The organism is Stagnihabitans tardus, assembly GCF_009925085.1.
GTDB classification, from domain to species: domain Bacteria; phylum Pseudomonadota; class Alphaproteobacteria; order Rhodobacterales; family Rhodobacteraceae; genus Stagnihabitans; species Stagnihabitans tardus.
Genome location: NZ_JAABNR010000002.1, coordinates 98,737 through 114,853 on the forward strand (window position 1 = coordinate 98,737; position 16,117 = coordinate 114,853).

General features: G+C 67.3%; 13 protein-coding genes. 4 read left to right on the forward strand and 9 right to left on the reverse strand.

What is annotated here, in order from left to right; genetic code table 11:
- Window position 1: 1 nt before the first annotated feature.
- The 9 genes from puhB to bchF all read right to left on the reverse strand — a co-directional run bounded on the left by puhB (window position 2) and on the right by bchF (window position 11,293).
- Complete coding sequence (gene puhB, locus GV832_RS02280; RefSeq protein ID WP_168773206.1) at window positions 2–616, reverse strand: photosynthetic complex putative assembly protein PuhB; 615 nt, start codon at window positions 614–616, stop codon at window positions 2–4.
- Window positions 617–687: 71 nt separating this feature from the next.
- Window positions 688–1,458: a photosynthetic reaction center subunit H gene (puhA, locus tag GV832_RS02285; protein WP_168773207.1), complete on the reverse strand. Its 771-nt coding sequence runs from the start codon at window positions 1,456–1,458 to the stop codon at window positions 688–690.
- Window positions 1,459–1,473: 15 nt separating this feature from the next.
- The gene (locus GV832_RS02290) at window positions 1,474–2,880 is read right to left on the reverse strand and encodes a PucC family protein (RefSeq protein ID WP_168773208.1); all 1,407 of its coding nucleotides are present in this window, start codon (window positions 2,878–2,880) and stop codon (window positions 1,474–1,476) included.
- Window positions 2,877–3,539 (reverse strand): magnesium protoporphyrin IX methyltransferase, encoded by a 663-nt coding sequence (bchM, locus tag GV832_RS02295; protein WP_168773209.1) that lies wholly within the window; start codon window positions 3,537–3,539, stop codon window positions 2,877–2,879. The genes GV832_RS02290 and bchM overlap by 4 nt, the downstream gene beginning before the upstream one ends.
- Window positions 3,539–4,426, reverse strand: coding sequence for a ferredoxin:protochlorophyllide reductase (ATP-dependent) iron-sulfur ATP-binding protein (bchL, locus tag GV832_RS02300; RefSeq protein WP_168773210.1), 888 nt, complete (start codon window positions 4,424–4,426; stop codon window positions 3,539–3,541). Before bchL ends, bchM begins: the two co-directional genes overlap by 1 nt.
- Window positions 4,427–4,436: 10 nt before the next feature.
- Window positions 4,437–8,003, reverse strand: a complete 3,567-nt coding sequence (locus tag GV832_RS02305) for a magnesium chelatase subunit H (protein ID WP_168773211.1) — start codon at window positions 8,001–8,003, stop codon at window positions 4,437–4,439.
- Window positions 7,993–9,537, reverse strand: a complete 1,545-nt coding sequence (gene bchB / locus GV832_RS02310; protein WP_168773212.1) for a ferredoxin:protochlorophyllide reductase (ATP-dependent) subunit B — start codon at window positions 9,535–9,537, stop codon at window positions 7,993–7,995. Before bchB ends, GV832_RS02305 begins: the two co-directional genes overlap by 11 nt.
- A complete protein-coding gene (locus tag GV832_RS02315; protein ID WP_168773213.1) occupies window positions 9,534–10,802 on the reverse strand; it encodes a ferredoxin:protochlorophyllide reductase (ATP-dependent) subunit N in 1,269 nt (422 codons plus the stop codon). Before GV832_RS02315 ends, bchB begins: the two co-directional genes overlap by 4 nt.
- A complete protein-coding gene (gene bchF, locus GV832_RS02320) occupies window positions 10,799–11,293 on the reverse strand; it encodes a 2-vinyl bacteriochlorophyllide hydratase (protein ID WP_168773214.1) in 495 nt (164 codons plus the stop codon). The genes GV832_RS02315 and bchF overlap by 4 nt, the downstream gene beginning before the upstream one ends.
- Window positions 11,294–11,738: 445 nt before the next feature.
- Here bchF and GV832_RS02325 point away from each other — a divergent pair, with 445 nt between their 5' ends.
- From GV832_RS02325 to GV832_RS02340, 4 genes are all read left to right on the forward strand, one after another.
- Window positions 11,739–12,392, forward strand: a complete 654-nt coding sequence (locus GV832_RS02325) for a cobalamin B12-binding domain-containing protein (protein ID WP_168773215.1) — start codon at window positions 11,739–11,741, stop codon at window positions 12,390–12,392.
- Between the two features lie 73 nt (window positions 12,393–12,465).
- Entirely contained in the window at window positions 12,466–13,851 is a 1,386-nt protein-coding gene (gene ppsR, locus GV832_RS02330; protein ID WP_168773216.1) for a transcriptional regulator PpsR, read from the forward strand.
- 107 nt (window positions 13,852–13,958) lie between these two features.
- Window positions 13,959–14,843 (forward strand): chlorophyll synthase ChlG, encoded by an 885-nt coding sequence (chlG, locus tag GV832_RS02335; protein WP_168773217.1) that lies wholly within the window; start codon window positions 13,959–13,961, stop codon window positions 14,841–14,843.
- A complete protein-coding gene (locus GV832_RS02340) occupies window positions 14,840–16,117 on the forward strand; it encodes a BCD family MFS transporter (protein ID WP_168773218.1) in 1,278 nt (425 codons plus the stop codon). The genes chlG and GV832_RS02340 overlap by 4 nt, the downstream gene beginning before the upstream one ends.

Sequence of the window (16,117 nt, forward strand, 5' to 3'; positions counted from 1 at the left end):
CTTACTCCGCCGCCACTGCGAGGGAAATCTCGGGGGTCGAAAGGCTGGTCTGGGCGGCATCCGACAAAAGCCGGCCAACAGCGGTGGCATCCGGGATGCAGCGCAGCGCCGGCTGGGTCTTTTTCACGAAGCCGGGGCGCAGATGGGGCCACAGCACCAGGGCCGACATCTGGACATCGCCGGTCAGCTCCAGCGCGATCGTGCCCGTGCCATGGACCGGGTGGACGGTCATGGCGGCGGTGCCGATGCGGCGGAAGGGGATGGTGAAGGTGATGGGCAGGGCCGCACCGATGCGCAGGATGACGCGCTCGGTGGTGATGGTGTAAATGGAGGCGCGGGCTTGCAGGGCGGCCAGGCCCTGGACGATGCCCCAGGCGGCCAAGGCCAGCACCAGGTAGGGCAGGGCCACGGCGATGGGGTTCACGCCACCCGACCAGGCGCTGGCACCTTTCCACAGGACCAGGACCATCATGTAGCCCAGGACCCAATTGGCCTTGTAGGCCTCGCGGGCCAGCGCCTTGCGGTCGGGTTTGCCTTGCCAGAGAACATGCTCTCCTTTGGGCAGGGGGGCCGGCAGTCCGGGTGCCGGTTCGAAGTCGAAATCCCTGTCGTTCATTCGGTCCGCCATTGCGAACCCTCCCTTTTGGGTTGAGCCTCGTCCGGCGTGGGCGCACGCCGGGTGAGGTGTCAGAAGCCGCGCTTCAGCTGATCGGCGGCGAAAAGCTCGGCCCCGGCCACGAAGCCCGAGATCTTGTCTTCTTCCAGCTTGGTCACGAAGGTCTGGCTTTGCTGGCCGGGGATGTCCTCGAAGCGGGTCGAGGGCAGCGACATGACGCGGACCCGGTCGGCCCAGATCTTGGCCATGGGCATCGGCACCAGGCGGCGCGAGCCCGAGTTCAGCGTGATCTCCAGGTAGCGCACCAGCTGTTCCGGCACGTCGACCCAAAGGTCAGAGACGCGGCCCACGACCTCGAGGTCACCGGCCTGCACCGGCAGCCCGCGCGGATCGCGCCCGGCCGAGACGATGAAGCCTTCGACCCGGCTCATCGGCTGGATCTTGACGTTGCCATGGGCGTCGATTTCCGGCTCATCGCGGCGCGGGGTCCAGGAGGCGGGGCCGACGCCGTCGCGCAGCCCGTCTCCGGTCGGCGCATGGGGGAAGCCTTCCGAGACGGCGGTGCGCTCCAGCGCGAGGTCCATGCGGCGATGGGCGGCCTCGTTCTCGGCCGAGGGCACCGTGACCGTGCCCTTGCCATGGGGCAGGGTGAAGGTCTTGGGCTTGGGCACCGGGAAGGGGCCCTGGTTCGGAGCGGCGCGGCCGTCCTCGGTCTCCAGCGGATAGCCTTCGCGCATGTTTTCGGTCTGCACGTAATAGATCAGCACCGCGAGGAAGGCCCAGAAGGCCCAGATCGCAAGACTGGCGAGGTCGAAGTTTCCAAAGAAAGTCACACCGAGCATAGGGTCCTCCCGGGTTCAGGTGGGGAATTCAGTCAGGTTGAGGGGTTGCGCCTTGGGCGATTGCGTCAGGCGGGTGAGGCGGACGAGCGGTCCGATGGCGATGAGCGTCGCAAACATCAGGCCGATTTCGATATGGTAGACAAAGGTATAGCCAAGCGATGGCGTGCCGATCGGGCCGAACCAGGAGGCGGCATGCTGGATCCCGTCGCGCAAAGCGCCGCCCGCAAGGACCGAAAGGCCCGCAGCCGTCGCCTGGGCCGCGCCAAAGGCTCCCAGCGCCAGGCCAGCCGCTCCGGGCAGGGTCATGGCGGCGGTCAGCATCGAGACGCCGAAGACGCCCGCGCCGAAGCCTATGGCCCAGGTGCCCGCGAAGAAGAGCGGCGTCCACTCCAGCGCTCCGGCAAAGATCACCGCCGAGAAGGCCGCGATCCCGGCCACGAGGCCAAGGCCCGCCTGGCGGTAGGGGTCGGCCCCCCGCGTCCTTGCGGCGTACAGAAAGCCGCAAAGCGCGCCGAAGGACCACATCGCGGTCAAAAGCGTGGTCTGGGCGACCGAAAGGCCAAGGATCTGGCCGCCATAGGGCTCCAGGAGCACGTCCTGCATGTTGAAGGCCAGGGTGCCGAGGACGACCGAAACCAAAAGCCGCATGACGCCGGGCTCTGCGGCCAGTTGCGCCCAGGCGGCGCGGAAGGACGGCATCGGCGCCTCGCGCTCGGTGCGGGTCATGGGGCGGACCTTTTCCTGCTTCCACAGCGCGATGACGTTCAGGACCAGGGTGGCCAGGCCGCAGCCCTGGACGACACGGACCAGGGTCAGGGGCTCGAAGTTGCGCAGGAGGAAGCCCACGACCAGGGCCGAAATCCCCATGCCCAGCAGGTACATGACGTAAAGCACGGAGACGACGCGGGGCCGGGTCTCGTCCGAGGCGCGGTCGGCGGCCAGGGCCAGGCCTGCGGTCTGGGTCATGTGCATGCCGACGCCGGTCATCAGGAAGGCCACTCCGGCCAGCGCGGGGCCAGCCCAGTCCGGGCCGCGGATCTGGTCGCCCGACAGCACGATCAGCGCAAAGGGCATGACGGCGAGGCCGCCCATCTGCCAGAGCGAGCCGAACCACAGGTAAGGCACGCGCTTCCAGCCGATGGCGGAGCGGTGGTTGTCTGAGCGATGCCCGATGGCGGCGCGGAAGGGGGCCACCAGCACGGGAATGGCGATCATCAGGGCGACCAGGGTTGCGGGGACCTGCAGCTCGACGATCATCACCCGGTTCAGCGTCCCCAGCATCAGGACCTGGGCCATGCCGACCGACAGCTGGAACAGCGCCAGCCGCATCAGCTGCGACAGCGGCAGCCCCTCCGAGGCCGCATCGGCAAAGGGCATCCAGGCGGCGTCAAGCTTGGCGACATGATGGGGCCTCAGGATCATCTGGCGACCTCCAGGCATTCCGAGATGTAGAAGCCCGAGGTCACGCGCTCGATCCGGGTCAGGCCCGGGATGTCGCGCGACAGGGCGGCGTGGTCATGGGGCACCATGCGGGGCGAGCGGTCGCCACCCGGGACCAGCTTGCCGACATTCCACATGACCATCAGCAGAGGCGTCTTGGGCGCCACGGTGAAGGTGATCTTGGGCGCCCGCAGGGCCAGCCTTTCAAGCGCGGCGGCAAGGTCCAGAGGGCGGTAATAGATCAGGCTGTCCATCGCCATGACATGGTCGAAAGAGCCCAGCTTGGCGTCGGTCATGTCGCCCGCATGGAAGCGGACCTTGGCCTTCAGCGAAGGGTCCAGCCGCTCGGTCGCGATGGCGATGAGCTTGGGCGAGATATCGGCGGCCACGACCTTGGCGCCGCGTGCGGCAAGCTCCGCCGTCATCAGCCCCGTGCCGCAGCCCGCATCCAGCACCCGCATGCCGCGCAGGTCGGCAGGCAGCCGCGAGAGCATGAGCGCCCGCATCCGGTCACGCCCCTCGCGCACCGTCTGGCGGATGCGCGAGACCTTGGCCTCGGAGGTCAGGCGGTCCCAGGTCGTGGTGGCCTTGCGGTCGAAATAGTCTTCGACCCGGGCGCGGGTGGTGGCGTAGGTATCCATCAATCGAACCCCAGCAATTCAAAGATCTCGCGGTCGGGGAGCGGGGCGGGGGCGAGGGGCTCGGTGCCGGCCCAAAGCGTCTGGGCCATGGCCATGTAGCCATCGCGGGCGGCGTTGATGTCGGGCGCATCCGGCATTTCAAACAGCGTCTTCTTCTTCAGGCGCGAGCGGCGGATCGCATCCACGTCGGGCATATGGGCCAGGCGGCGGAAGCCCACCTTCTCGCAATAGCGGTCGACCTCGTTGGTCTCGTGGCTGCGGTTGGCGATGCAGCCCGCCAGCCGCACCTTGTAGTTGGCCGACTTGGCCTGGACGGCGGCAATGATGCGGTTCATCGCATAGATACTGTCGAAGTCATTGGCGGTGACGATCACCGCCCGGTCGGCATGCTGCAGGGGCGCCGCAAAGCCGCCGCAGACCACGTCGCCCAAAACGTCGAAGATCACGACGTCGGTGTCTTCCAGCAGGTGATGCTGCTTGAGCAGTTTCACCGTCTGCCCCACGACATAGCCGCCGCAGCCGGTGCCCGCAGGCGGCCCGCCCGCCTCGACGCATTTCACCCCCGCGAAGCCTACCGAGACATAATCCTCGGGCCGCAGCTCCTCGGCGTGGAAATCCACGTCCTTCAGGATGTCGATGACGGTCGGTTGCAGGCGGCCCGTCAGGGTGAAGGTGCTGTCATGCTTGGGATCGCAGCCGATCTGCAAGACGCGCTTGCCCATCATGGCGAAGGCCGCCGACAGGTTCGAGGAGGTCGTCGATTTGCCGATCCCGCCCTTGCCATAGACCGAAAAGACCTGGGCCCCGCCGATCTTGATGTCGTCGTCCTGGTGGACCTGGACGGAGCCTTCTCCGTCAAGTCCCCGCAGGTTTGGAATATCTTTCATCGCGCGTCCCTCATTCTGCGGCCACCCCTTCGAGGCGGTCTTCCAATTCGTCGGCGGCCCGTTGCAGGGCGGCAAGCGTCGCCGCATCGGGCTGCCAGTAGTTGCGGTCCGAGGCCTCCAGGAGCTTTTGCGCCATGCGGTTCGAGGCTTCGGGGTTCAGCTCCGACAGGCGACGGCGCATGGCCTCATCGGCCACGAATGTCTCGGTCAGGCGCTGATAGACCCAAGGGTCGACCTGGGAGGTCGTGGCCGACCAGCCGAGCGTATTGGTCACATGGGCCTCGATCTGGCGGACACCCTCGGCGCCGTGACGCAGAAGCCCCTCGAAGAAACGCGGGTTCAGGCTGCGCGAGCGGGTCTCCAAGGCGACCTGGTCGCGGAGCGTGCGGACGACGCCCGCGCCACGGGTCTGGTCGCCGATATAGACCGGGGTCTCGGTGCCGCCCCGGGCGCGGCGGACCGCGCGGGCGATGCCGCCGAGCGTGTCGAAGTAATGGTCCACGGTGGTGACGCCAAGCTCGACCGATTCCAGGTTCTGATAGGCCAGGTCCACCCGCGACAGAGCCGCCCCAAGGACCGCGCGCTGCGCCTGGGGCTTGCCGGTCACGCCATAGGCAAAGCCCTTGCGGCTTTCATAGGCATCGGCGAGTTCGTCCTCTTGGCCAAAGGCCGAAGAGCCCACCAGCACGTTGACATTGGACCCATAGGCGCCCTCGGCATTGGAAAACACCCTCAGCGCCGCGGTTTGCAGGTCGCAGCCAAGCTCGGCCATCTGCTCCAGCGCATGGGCGCGGATGAAGTTCTGGGACAGGGGCTCATCGGCCTCGGCCGCCTTCAGGGCCGCTTCGGCCAGCATCCGGGTTTGCAGGGGCAGAAGGTCGCGGAAAATGCCGGACAGAGTGATCACCACGTCGATCCTTGGGCGGCCAAGTTCCGCCAGCGGGATCAGGTCGGCACCCGAGAGGCGCCCGAAGCTGTCAAACCGGGGCTTTGCCCCCATCAGCGCCAGGGCCTGGGCAATCGGCCCGCCATCCGACTTGATCGAGTCCGAGCCCCAAAGGACCAGCGCCACGGCATGGGGCAGCGACCTATGCGCCGCGATCAGCCGTTCGGCCTGGGCCGCGCCATCGCGCAGCGCATGGGCGGTGGGCATGCGGAACGGGTCGAAGGCGTGGATATTGCGCCCCGTCGGCAGGATCTGGGGCGAGCGGATCAGGTCTCCGCCCGGCACCGGGGCCACGAAATGGCCGCCCAGGGCGCGCAGGATCGCGGGGATCTCGGTCTCGTCCTGCAAGAGCGCATCTGCGCGGTCGCGGGTCTCGGGCGGCATGAGCTCGATCATCTGCGCCCGAGCCTCGGGGGTCATCTTGCGGCCGACGACATGCAGCCCGTCCGTGATCAGCGCGCCCTCGGTCTCCAGGAGCTTGGCCCAAAGGCTTTCGGGGTCGCTGGCATCGAGGTCCACCGACCGCGCCTGTTCCAGCATCAGTTCCGCCAGCTCGGCCCGGGCCGCATCTTCGGGCGGCAGGGCGCGGTAGCGTTGCAGACTGTCCTTCAGCTCCGCCAGGCCCTTGTAGAGCCCAGACTGCGCCAGGGGCGGCGTCAGATGCGTGATCGTCACGGCATTGGAGCGCCGCTTGGCGAGCGTCGCCTCGGAGGGGTTGTTGGCGGCGTAGAGGTAGATATTGGGCATGTTGCCGATCAGCCGGTCGGGCCAGCAGGTCTCGCCCAGGCCGGACTGGCGGCCGGGCATGAACTCCAAGGCGCCATGCATGCCGAAATGCAAAAGCGCATCGGCGCGGAAATCGTCCTTCAGCCAGGCATAGAAGGCGGCAAAGGCATGGGTCGGCGCGAAGCCCTTCTCGAACAGAAGCCGCATCGGGTCGCCCTCATAGCCGAAAAGCGGCTGGAGCCCCACGAAGACATTGCCGAACCGCGCGCCGAGGATATGGACGCCGCGCCCATCGGTCTGCGCCTTGCCCGGCGCCGGGCCCCAGGTGGCTTCGATATCCGAGAGCCAGCGGCCCTTGGCCACCAGCTCGGCGGCGGGGATGGTGACGGCGACATTGGCGGGCTGGCCATGGCGCTTGGCATTGCCGCCAAGCACCGCCTCGCGCAGGGCTTCGACACTGGCGGGGGGCACCAGGTCGTAACCCTCGGAGGCCATGGCGTGCAGCGTGTTGAAAAGGCTCTCGAAGACGCCGAGGTAAGCCGCCGTTCCAGCCGCCCCGGCATTGGGCGGGAAGCCGTAAAGCACGATGCCCACGCGGCGCGCGGCGACTTTGCTGCGGCGCAGCATGGCCAGGCGCAGGGTCTTGTCGGCCAGGGTGGCGATGCGCTCGGGGCAGGGCGCCATGGACCGGGTCGACAGCGCCTCGGCCTCGGGGCGGCAGCGCCGCTGGCAGCCATTGCAGCCGTCGAGGTCATGGCGACCGGCAAAGACGGTCGGATTGGTCGCGCCGTCGATCTCGGGGAGCGCGATCAGCATGGTCGTCTCGATGGGAGAAAGACCCCCGCTGCTGCGACCCCATTGGCCGAGCGTCTGGAACTCCAGCGGATGGGCCGCGACATAGGGCACATCGAGCCCCGCCAGGACCTGCACGGCGGCGTCACTGTCGTTATAGGCCGGGCCACCCACCAGCGAGAAGCCGGTCAAGGAGACCAGCGCATCGACCTTGCCCTGAAGGTAGGCCGAGATCGCAGGCCGCCCGTCCAGCCCCGCCGCAAAGACCGGCAGGCAGGCGATGCCCCGCGCCTCGAAAGCCGCGATGACCGCGTCGTAATGCGCCGTGTCGCCCGAGAGGATATAGGACCGCAGCATCAAAAGCCCGACGGTCGCCACAGGCACATTCGGGCGGTGCAGGACAGAAGGGTCGGTCGTGACCCGTCCCACGATATCGGGGTGATAAAGCCCCACATCCGGGTAATCGACCGGCGCCAGGGCCTTGACCTTGGCCCAATCCCGGTTGCCGGAATAGCGCCCGACCAGGAAGCGGATCATCTGCTCGATGTTCTCGTCCGAGCCGCCCAGCCAGTATTGCATGGTCAGAAACCAGGCGCGCAGGTCCTGCGCCTTGCCCGGCAGAAACCGCAGGATCTTGGGCAGGCGCTTCAGCATCGCCATCTGCTTCTCGCCCGATTCCGCCGAATTGCCCTTGGCGGGCTTCAGCTTCTTCAGGACCGACATGAGCGCCGAGTCGGGCTTCCCCATCTCCAGATCGCCCATCTTGGTCAGCTTGACGACCTGCGGATCGGCGATCACCCCCACCATGGCATCGACCCGGGGCCGCGCCGCCTGCAGATCGGCCAGGATCGGCTGGATATGGTCTTCCAGAAAGAGGAGGTTGGTCATCAGGATATCGGCCCGCGCGATATCCTCGCGCGCCCGCTCCAGCGCACAGGGGTTCTCGGCCCATTCGGCCGCCGCATGGACCCTCACCACCAGCCCCGGGAAATCCGCCCTCAGCCGCGCCTCGGCCCGGACCGCAGGGCCCGCCGCATGGGCATCCAGCGTGACGATGACGAAGCGGTAAACCGCCTGGCCCTCTCCCCGGTCGTGGCTGAGATCATCGCGCATAATGGGCCTTGGCCTCATAGAGCGTTTCGACGGTGATGGCGGTCACACCCTTGGTCGCCGCATAGGCCTCGGTGTTGCGGCGCGCCTTGGGGCGGACGAAGAAGGGGATCTTCTTCAGCTCGCGCTCGGCCTCGGGGGTCCAGTGCTGGACTTCGTCTTTCACACTGGCGGAAATATCCCGGGGGTTCGGGGGCAGCGCCCCCGAGGCTTCCACCGGCGCCACGGCCTTGGCGCCGTGATGGCTGGCCCCTGCGGCGTCATGAAACTCCGGATCCTCGCGGAACATGGTCAGAAGGTGCTCTTCCAGCCCCATGACCAGGGGATGGACCCAGGTGTCGAAGATGACATTCGCGCCCTCGAAGCCCATTTGGGGTGCATAGCGGGCGGGGAAGTCCTGCACATGGACCGGCGAGGAGATCACCGCGCAGGGGATGCCCAGGCGCTTTCCGATATGCCGCTCCATCTGGGTGCCGAGGATCATCTCGGGGCCTGCGGCGGCGATGGCGGCCTCGACCTCCAGGTAATCGTCGGTGATCAGGGCGGTGAGGCCCATGCGGGCGGCCAGGGCACGCATCGGCCGGGCGAATTCGCGGTTGAAGCAGCCCAGGCCCACGACCTCGAAGCCAATCTCCTCGGCGGCGATGCGGGCGGCTGCCATGGCATGGGTCGCATCGGCGAAGATGAAGACGCGTTTGCCGGTCAGATAGGTGCTGTCGACCGAGGCCGACCACCAGGGCGCCCGCAGCCCATCCTCGGGGATGCGGGGCGAGAGGCCGGTGAGCGCGGCGACTTCGACCAGGAAATCGCGCGTGGCGCCGACGCCGATCGGGATGGTTTTCGTCCAGGGCTGGGCATGGGTCTTTTCCAGCCAGCGGGCGGCGCTCTCCCCGGTCTCGGGGTAGAGAAGCACGTTGAAATGCGCGGCGGGCATGCGGGCGATGTCGGCGGGCGTCGCGTTCAGGGGGGCGCAGACATTGACCTTGATCCCCATGGCGGCCAGAGCCCGGGTCACTTCCGTCACGTCGTCGCGGTGGCGGAAGCCAAGCGCCGTGGCACCCAGGAGGTTGCAGGTCACCTGTTCCGTGCGCGCCTGGGGCCGCGCCAAGTGGCGGACGATCTGCAGGAAGGTCTCATCCGCGCCGAAGTTTTCTTTGCGCGAGTAAGAGGGCAGGTCCAGCGGGATCACCGGGCAATCGAGGCCCAGTGTCTCGGCCAGGCCCCCCGGGTCGTCCTGGATCAGCTCGGCCGTGCAAGAGGCGCCGACGATCATGGCTTGCGGCTGGAAGCGGTCATGCGCCGCGCGGACCGTGTCCTTGAAGAGGCCGGCCGTATCGGCGCCGAGGTCGCGGGCCTGGAAGGTCGTGTAGGTGACGGGGGGGCGCGCACCGCGCCGCTCGATCATCGTGAAGAGCAGGTCGGCATAGGTGTCGCCCTGGGGCGCATGGAGGACGTAATGCAGCCCCTCCATCGCGGTGGCCACACGCATGGCGCCGACATGGGGCGGGCCTTCATAGGTCCAAAGCGTCAGCTTCATCTCTGGCCCTCCAGCAGGGTTTTCCGCCGCAGGGGCCGGGCGAAGAGCCCCGCCAGATCGCCCGCCTGTTCGTAGAAATGCACGGGCGAGAAGACCAGCTCGATGGCCCATTTCGTCGTGAAGCCCTGGGATTCCAGCGGGTTGGCCAGGCCCAATCCGCAGACGGTCAGGTCAGGGGCCGCCAAGGCAAGGCGGTCGAGCTGCAGGTCGACGTCCTGACCCTCCGACAGGACGGTTTGCGGCAGGAGGTCCAGCTCCGGGGCCATCAGCTCGCGGTGGAGATAGGGGGTGCCGACCTCCAGGGGCCGCATCCCGCATTCGCGGGCGAGGAAGCGGGCGAGGGGAATTTCAAGCTGGCTGTCGGGGAAGAAGAAGATCGACTTGCCCGTCAGGGTGGCGGTCTGCGAGGCCACGGCCTTGCGGGCCCGGGCGCGGGGGGCGGCGGTGACCGCCTCGAAAAGCTCGTCGCTGACGCCGAATGAGGTGGCGATGGCTTTCAGCCAGGCGGTCGTGCCCTCTTCGCCGAAGGGGAAGGGGGCTTGGATATGGCTGGCGCCGCGACGCTGCAAGGCGGAGTGCGTGGCGCCGAGGAAGGGCTGGATCAGCGCGTAACGCGTGTTGGGCCCGATGGCGGCGGTGTCGCCAATCCGGCGGGCGGGCAGAAGACGCAGGGGCCCCACGCCCATCGCGGTCAAGAGGGCGACCATCTGGTCCTCGACCACATCGGGCAGGGCACCGACCAGCAGGAGCTCGGCGGCCTCGGTCGAGGGCAGGGCCGGGACCATGGCGGCGAGCGCGGCATCCTCACCCTCGGTGAAGGTCGTCTCGATGCCCGAGCCCGAATAGTTCAAGACCTGCACCCGCCCCGCATGCTGGGCGTTCAGACGCTCGGCGGCGCGGGCGAGGTCCAGCTTGATGACCTCCGACGGGCAGGAGCCCACGAGGAAGAGCCTGCGGATATCCGGGCGGCGCTCGATCAGGCGGGCGACTTCGCGGTCAAGCTCGACATTGGCATCTGCAAGGCCCGCGAGGTCTTTCTCTTCGAGAATCGCCGTGCCGAAGCGCGGCTCGGCGAAGATCATCACTCCGGCAGCGGCTTGCAAGAGATGGGCGCAGGTCCGCGACCCCACGACCAGGAAAAAGGAATCGGGCATCTTGCGGTGCAGCCAGATGATCCCAGTCAGCCCGCAAAAGACCTCGCGCTGGCCGCGCTCTTTCAGGACGGGGACATCGCGGCAACCGGTGGTGGGAAGGTCGAGGCTCATGCCATGACCCCCTGCGGCTGGGTGTCGAGGCGCGCTTTCCGCAGCTTCAAGAGGAACTGCGTCGCGTTCACCAGATAGGTGCCATAGGCGGCCAGCGTCACCAGCATCTGCCCCTGCGGCCCCAGGCTTCCGGTCATCAGCCCGATCACATACCAGGTGTGGAAGCCTATGACAGCGAAGGAAAAAACATCCTCCCAGAAGAAGGCGGGGGCAAAGAGATACTGGCCGAAGACCACCTTCTCCCAGATCGCCCCGGTGACCATGATCGCGGCCAGAAGCGCGGTCTTGACCAGGATCGAGACAGTGGCGGCCTGATAATGGTCACCCGTGGCCAGGAACAACAAGACCAGCACCAGCGAGACGGCAAAGGCCAGGAACTGCACGGGTGCCAGAATCCCCTGGACCAGGGTCCATTTCGTCGCATCGCGCCGCGCACGCTGGGCCGAGGTGTAAAGCGGCCGGCTTGGGGATTTCGTCCGATTGGCTGACATGGATGGCCCTCTCCCCCTGACAGTGCCGAGGTCTTCAGGTTAACCTCAGGTGAAGAACTGTCAATCAAAACTTACACAACCTGCGACTCGGCCTGGGGCTGGGTCCCGGACGTCAAGAGCGCGGTTGTCGAGGGGGTGGGGTAAAAGCAGTTGAAATGAATAGGATTTTTTTAAACCCTCCACCCCGGGTGTCGCGAATGTCTATTTTAGTGGACATTTTGCAAGAACTCAGGTGTCATGTTTGCGAAGAGCACGCATTCCCTTTCACCGCTCCCGTATGCTAGTCATGACTGGCCTGCGGGGCATTTTCCGCAGGGTCGTCATGCGCGACGTCGGCAGCAGTCAAGAAGAAAGCGCCGCCCTGCGTCCCGTTGGATGCAGCGAAGGGCTCGCATTCGAGGCCATTTGCCTGCTCGTCGCCAGTCGCAAGATGGGAGCCGCCTGCGTGTTGGATCATCTCGTCGCACATCTGGCGAGCGCCGCTTGCGAGACCGATTCCGCCGCGCTGACGCGCGCGCTGGATGAGTTGCGTCGCGCGCATGTGACCGACATGGCCCTGGTCAGCGACTATATCCCCGAAGCCGCCAGGCGTCTGGGCGAGGGATGGCAGAACGACACGCTGTCCTTCCTCGATGTCACCCTGGGCACCTCACGGCTGAGCGAGCTGCTGCACGAGGTGGGTGGCGACTGGAAGGGCGACGACGCGGGGGGCGCGGGTCGGCCGACCGTGCTTTTGGTCGTGCCGCCTGGGGAGCAGCATACCCTGGGCGCGGCGGTCCTGGCCTGCCGGATGCGGCAGCAGGGGGTTTCGGTCTGCCTGCGCATCGCGCCGGGCCTGACCGAGCTTGCGGCGCTGATCGCGACGCGGGGGTTCGACGGCGCCATGGTGACCTTGGCGAACGTGGAAAAGGTCGAAAGCTGCGCGGTTCTTGTGCGGGCTTTGCGCACCTTGGGCAAGGGCGGGCTTCCGGTCGTGGTCGGGGGGGCTGCCTTGCAGGCCGAGCCCGGGTTGCAGGGCCTGACGGGGGCCGATCTGGCCACGAACTCATTGGAAGCGGCTCTTGCGCTTTTCGGGGTGGATGCGACACAAAAGACTTGACGCGGGGGGAGAGACGGCGACTAGCAAGTGGTGCGATTGACAGAAAGGCACGAATGTGACCTCGGATGACGCTATGACCAAAGACGCCGGGCTATATGAGGGCCTCGCGCCCGATCTGCTCTTGCAGGCGGTGACGTCAGCCTTTGACATCGCCCTGACTGTCGCCCCGGACCTGATCGTCCGCGAGGCCACGGGCATGCCCCATGTCGCCGCCGCCGTCTCGGGCTGGAAGGGGCGGCCCTTGTTGGAGCTTTTCGCCCGCGACAGCCGCCGCAAGCTGGAGAGCCGGCTGGCCGATGGCACGGCGGGGCCCTTTCACCTGGAGCTGAACCACGAACCCTCTTCGGGGGTCGATCTGCCGGTGCGCTATACCCTCGCGCGGATGGGAGGGCCCGGGCCGATGATCCTTCTGGGCCGCGACCTGCGCCCCATGGCCGAGGTGCAGCAGCGCCTGGTCGAGGCGCAGCTGGCCCTGCAGCGCGACCACGAGGCGCAGCGCGAGATCGAGACCCGCTACCGCGTGCTGATGGAGGCCAATGGCGCCCCCATCGTCATCATCTCGACCACGACGGGCCGGATCATCGACGCCAACAAGGCCGCGCTGGAGATGATCGGGGCGAGCCGGGGCGACCTTTTGGACTCCCCCGCCGCGCAGGAATTCGAAGGCCGTCGCCGGGGGGAGTTCCTCGACGCGCTCTCGCGGATCGCGCTGGCCGATACGCCCTCGACGCTGGAGCTGACGGTGCGCCGGACGCGCAAGCGCATCCAGGTCTCGCCCACCCTGTTCCGGGCGGCGGGCGACAAGCTTCTTCTGTGCCGCATCGACCTGACGGATGATGCAAGGGCGCAGAACGACGAATTGGGCCATGCCCTGGGGCGGCTCTATCAGACCGGGGTCGATGGGCTGGTCTTCCTCGATGGCGACGGCATCATCAAGGCCGCGAACGAGGCTTTCCTGAACCTGACCGATGTGCCGAGCCCGGCCTCGATGATCGGGCGCTCTTTGGGAGAGTTCCTGTCGCGCGGCGATGTCGACCTCAAGGTCCTGTTGGAGAACGTCAAGCGGGTGGGTCGCCTGCGGCATTATGCAACCCGGCTGAACACCGATTTCGGTGGCCAGATCGCGGTCGAGATGTCGGCCACCTATCTCCAGGATCGCGGCCAGTCGGTCGTGGGCCTGGTGATCCGCGATGCCTCGGCGGCCGAGGGGATGCGCTTGCCCGTGGGGCCTGCGGGCAACGAGGGGCTGCGCAATGTCATGCAGCTGGTGGGCTATTCCGCGCTGAAAGAGATCGTCGCCGAGACGACCGAGATCATCGAGAAGATGTGCATCGAAGCCGCTCTGGAGTTGACAGGCAACAACCGGGCAGCGGCGGCAGAGCTTCTGAGCCTCTCGCGCCAGTCGCTTTACGTAAAGCTGCGAAAGTTCGGGCTTTTGGCGAAAAACGGCGCCGAATAGACCCTGACGCGGCCCCTTCGGGGGCCGTTTTCATTGGGGCGGGGGCTGTCTTCGTTTCGGGCCGGAATTCAGTTGCACGACTCCGATGTGTCATGTTTAATTGACAGATGGACACATTCAGCGCCTCTCCCCGCCTGACACCAGAGCCGCGCGCGGTTCTGACGCTGTTGAAACCCATCACCTGGTTCCCGCCGATCTGGGCCTATCTGTGCGGTTCGGTCTCGGCTGGGGTGCCCTTGGGCTGGCAGGTGCTCTTGGGCATGGTCCTTGCGGGCCCGGTGGTCTGCGGCATGAGCCAGGCGGCCAACGACTGGTGCGACCGCCATGTCGATGCCGTGAATGAGCCGCATCGGCCGATCCCCTCGGGGCGGATCCCGGGGCTTTGGGGCCTGTGGATCGCGCTGGCGATGAGCGCCCTGGCGCTGGGGGTCGGTGCTTTGCTGGGCGTCTGGGGTTTTTGGGCGACGCTGGTGGGGGTCATCGCGGCCTGGGCCTATTCGGCCGAGCCCGTCCGGCTGAAGCGCTCCGGCTGGCTGGGACCGGGGCTGGTGGGGCTTTCCTATGAGGGGCTCCCCTGGTTCACCGGGGCCGCCGTCCTCTTGAACGCGGCGCCGAGGTTCGAGACCTGCGTGATCGCGCTGATCTATGCACTTGGCGCCCATGGCATCATGACGCTGAATGATTTCAAGGCTTTGGAGGGCGACCGGCAGCACGGCGTGCGCTCGCTTCCGGTGACCCTGGGGCCAGAGGTCGCGGCAAAGGTCGCCTGCACGGTCATGGGCCTGGCACAGCTTCTGGTGGTCGCTCTCCTGGTGATCTGGGGCAAGCCCTGGCATGGGCTGGCGGTCGCGGCTCTCTTGGCCGCGCAGGTCCTGGCCATGCGGGTCCTGCTGCGCGATCCCAAGGGCAAGGCGCCCTGGTACAACGGCACGGGGATCGTCTTCTACGTCTCCGGCATGATGATTTCCGCTTTCGCGCTAAGGGGGCTTTGATGCTGAGCTGGGTGCAAATCCTGCGGTTGGGCCTCGTGCAGGCCGCGCTTGGGTCGGTGATCGTGCTGACGACCTCGACCCTGAACCGGCTGATGGTGGTGGAGCTTGGGGTGGCCGCCGCCCTGCCGGGGCTTCTGGTCGCGCTGCATTACGTCGTGCAGATGAACCGGCCGAACTGGGGCTTCCGGTCCGACACGACGGGGCAGAGGACGCGTTACATCCTGGGCGGCATGACGGCCCTGGCTCTCGGAGCCTTCACGGCGGCGCTGGGTCTTGTCGTCATGGCGCAGGCCTTCTGGCCGGGGCTGGCGCTGTCAATCCTGGCTTACATCCTGATCGGCAGCGGGGTCGGCGCCTGTGGCACGGCGCTTCTGGCGCTCTTGGCCGCCGGGGCGGCGCCCGCGCGCAGACCTGCGGCGGCGATGTCGACCTGGCTTCTGATGATCTTCGGCATCGCGGTCACGGCGGGTGTCGTGGGCAGCCTCATCGACCCCTATACGCCCGGCAAGCTCCTGCGCATCGTGGCCACCGTGGGGGCGCTGGCCGTCGCGGTCTCGACCCTCGCCGTCTGGGGGATCGAGCGGCGCGTGACCTTCCGCGCCCCCGAAGCCGCGCCCGAGCCCTTCTTCAAGGCGCTGCGCGAGGTCTGGGCCGACCCAAGGGCGCGCGGCTTCACCGCCTTTGTCTTCCTGTCGATGACCGCCTATTTCATGCAAGAGCTGATCCTGGAGCCCTATGCGGGCCTGGTCTTCGGCTTCTCCCCGGGCGAATCCACCGGGCTTTCGGGCGCCCAGCATGGTGGGGTCTTTGCGGGGATGCTGACCGTCGGCATCGTCGCCTCCGGGCTGAAGATCGGAGGCCTGCGCGCCTGGGTCATCACCGGCTGCCTGGGGTCCGCCATCGCGGTGGCCTCGGTCGCGGCGCTGGGGCAGGTCGGGCTGAACCTGACGCCTGCCGTCGTCGCCATGGGTTTCTTCAACGGCATGTTCTCGGTCGCGGCGATTGCCTCGATGATGCAGCTGGCGGGCGAAGGCCGTCCGGGGCGCGAGGGCACGCGGATGGGGCTTTGGGGCGCGGCCCAGGCCATCGCGGCGGGCTTTGGCGGCCTGGCGGGGGCTGCGGCGGCCGATCTCTTGCGGCTGATCCTGCCCGCGCCCCAGGCCTTTGGCCTGGTCTTCCTGGTCGAGGCCGGGCTCTTCTTGGCTGCGGCGGCCCTCGCCGTGCAGGTGATCACAGCGCCCTCGCGGCTGCCGGTCGCCGTTCCGGGAGAATGA

What these genes read in the sequence shown, in the direction of transcription:
- bchL (WP_168773210.1), bottom strand. Translation starts at nt 4,426, where the DNA reads ATGAAAGATATTCCAAACCTGCGGGGACTTGACGGAGAAGGCTCCGTC.
- bchM (WP_168773209.1), bottom strand. Translation starts at nt 3,539, where the DNA reads ATGGATACCTACGCCACCACCCGCGCCCGGGTCGAAGACTATTTCGAC.
- puhA (WP_168773207.1), bottom strand. Translation starts at nt 1,458, where the DNA reads ATGCTCGGTGTGACTTTCTTTGGAAACTTCGACCTCGCCAGTCTTGCG.
- GV832_RS02290 (WP_168773208.1), bottom strand. Translation starts at nt 2,880, where the DNA reads ATGATCCTGAGGCCCCATCATGTCGCCAAGCTTGACGCCGCCTGGATG.
- puhB (WP_168773206.1), bottom strand. Translation starts at nt 616, where the DNA reads ATGAACGACAGGGATTTCGACTTCGAACCGGCACCCGGACTGCCGGCC.
- bchB (WP_168773212.1), bottom strand. Translation starts at nt 9,537, where the DNA reads ATGAAGCTGACGCTTTGGACCTATGAAGGCCCGCCCCATGTCGGCGCC.
- GV832_RS02305 (WP_168773211.1), bottom strand. Translation starts at nt 8,003, where the DNA reads ATGCGCGATGATCTCAGCCACGACCGGGGAGAGGGCCAGGCGGTTTAC.
- chlG (WP_168773217.1), top strand. Translation starts at nt 13,959, where the DNA reads ATGGACACATTCAGCGCCTCTCCCCGCCTGACACCAGAGCCGCGCGCG.
- bchF (WP_168773214.1), bottom strand. Translation starts at nt 11,293, where the DNA reads ATGTCAGCCAATCGGACGAAATCCCCAAGCCGGCCGCTTTACACCTCG.
- GV832_RS02315 (WP_168773213.1), bottom strand. Translation starts at nt 10,802, where the DNA reads ATGAGCCTCGACCTTCCCACCACCGGTTGCCGCGATGTCCCCGTCCTG.
- ppsR (WP_168773216.1), top strand. Translation starts at nt 12,466, where the DNA reads ATGACCAAAGACGCCGGGCTATATGAGGGCCTCGCGCCCGATCTGCTC.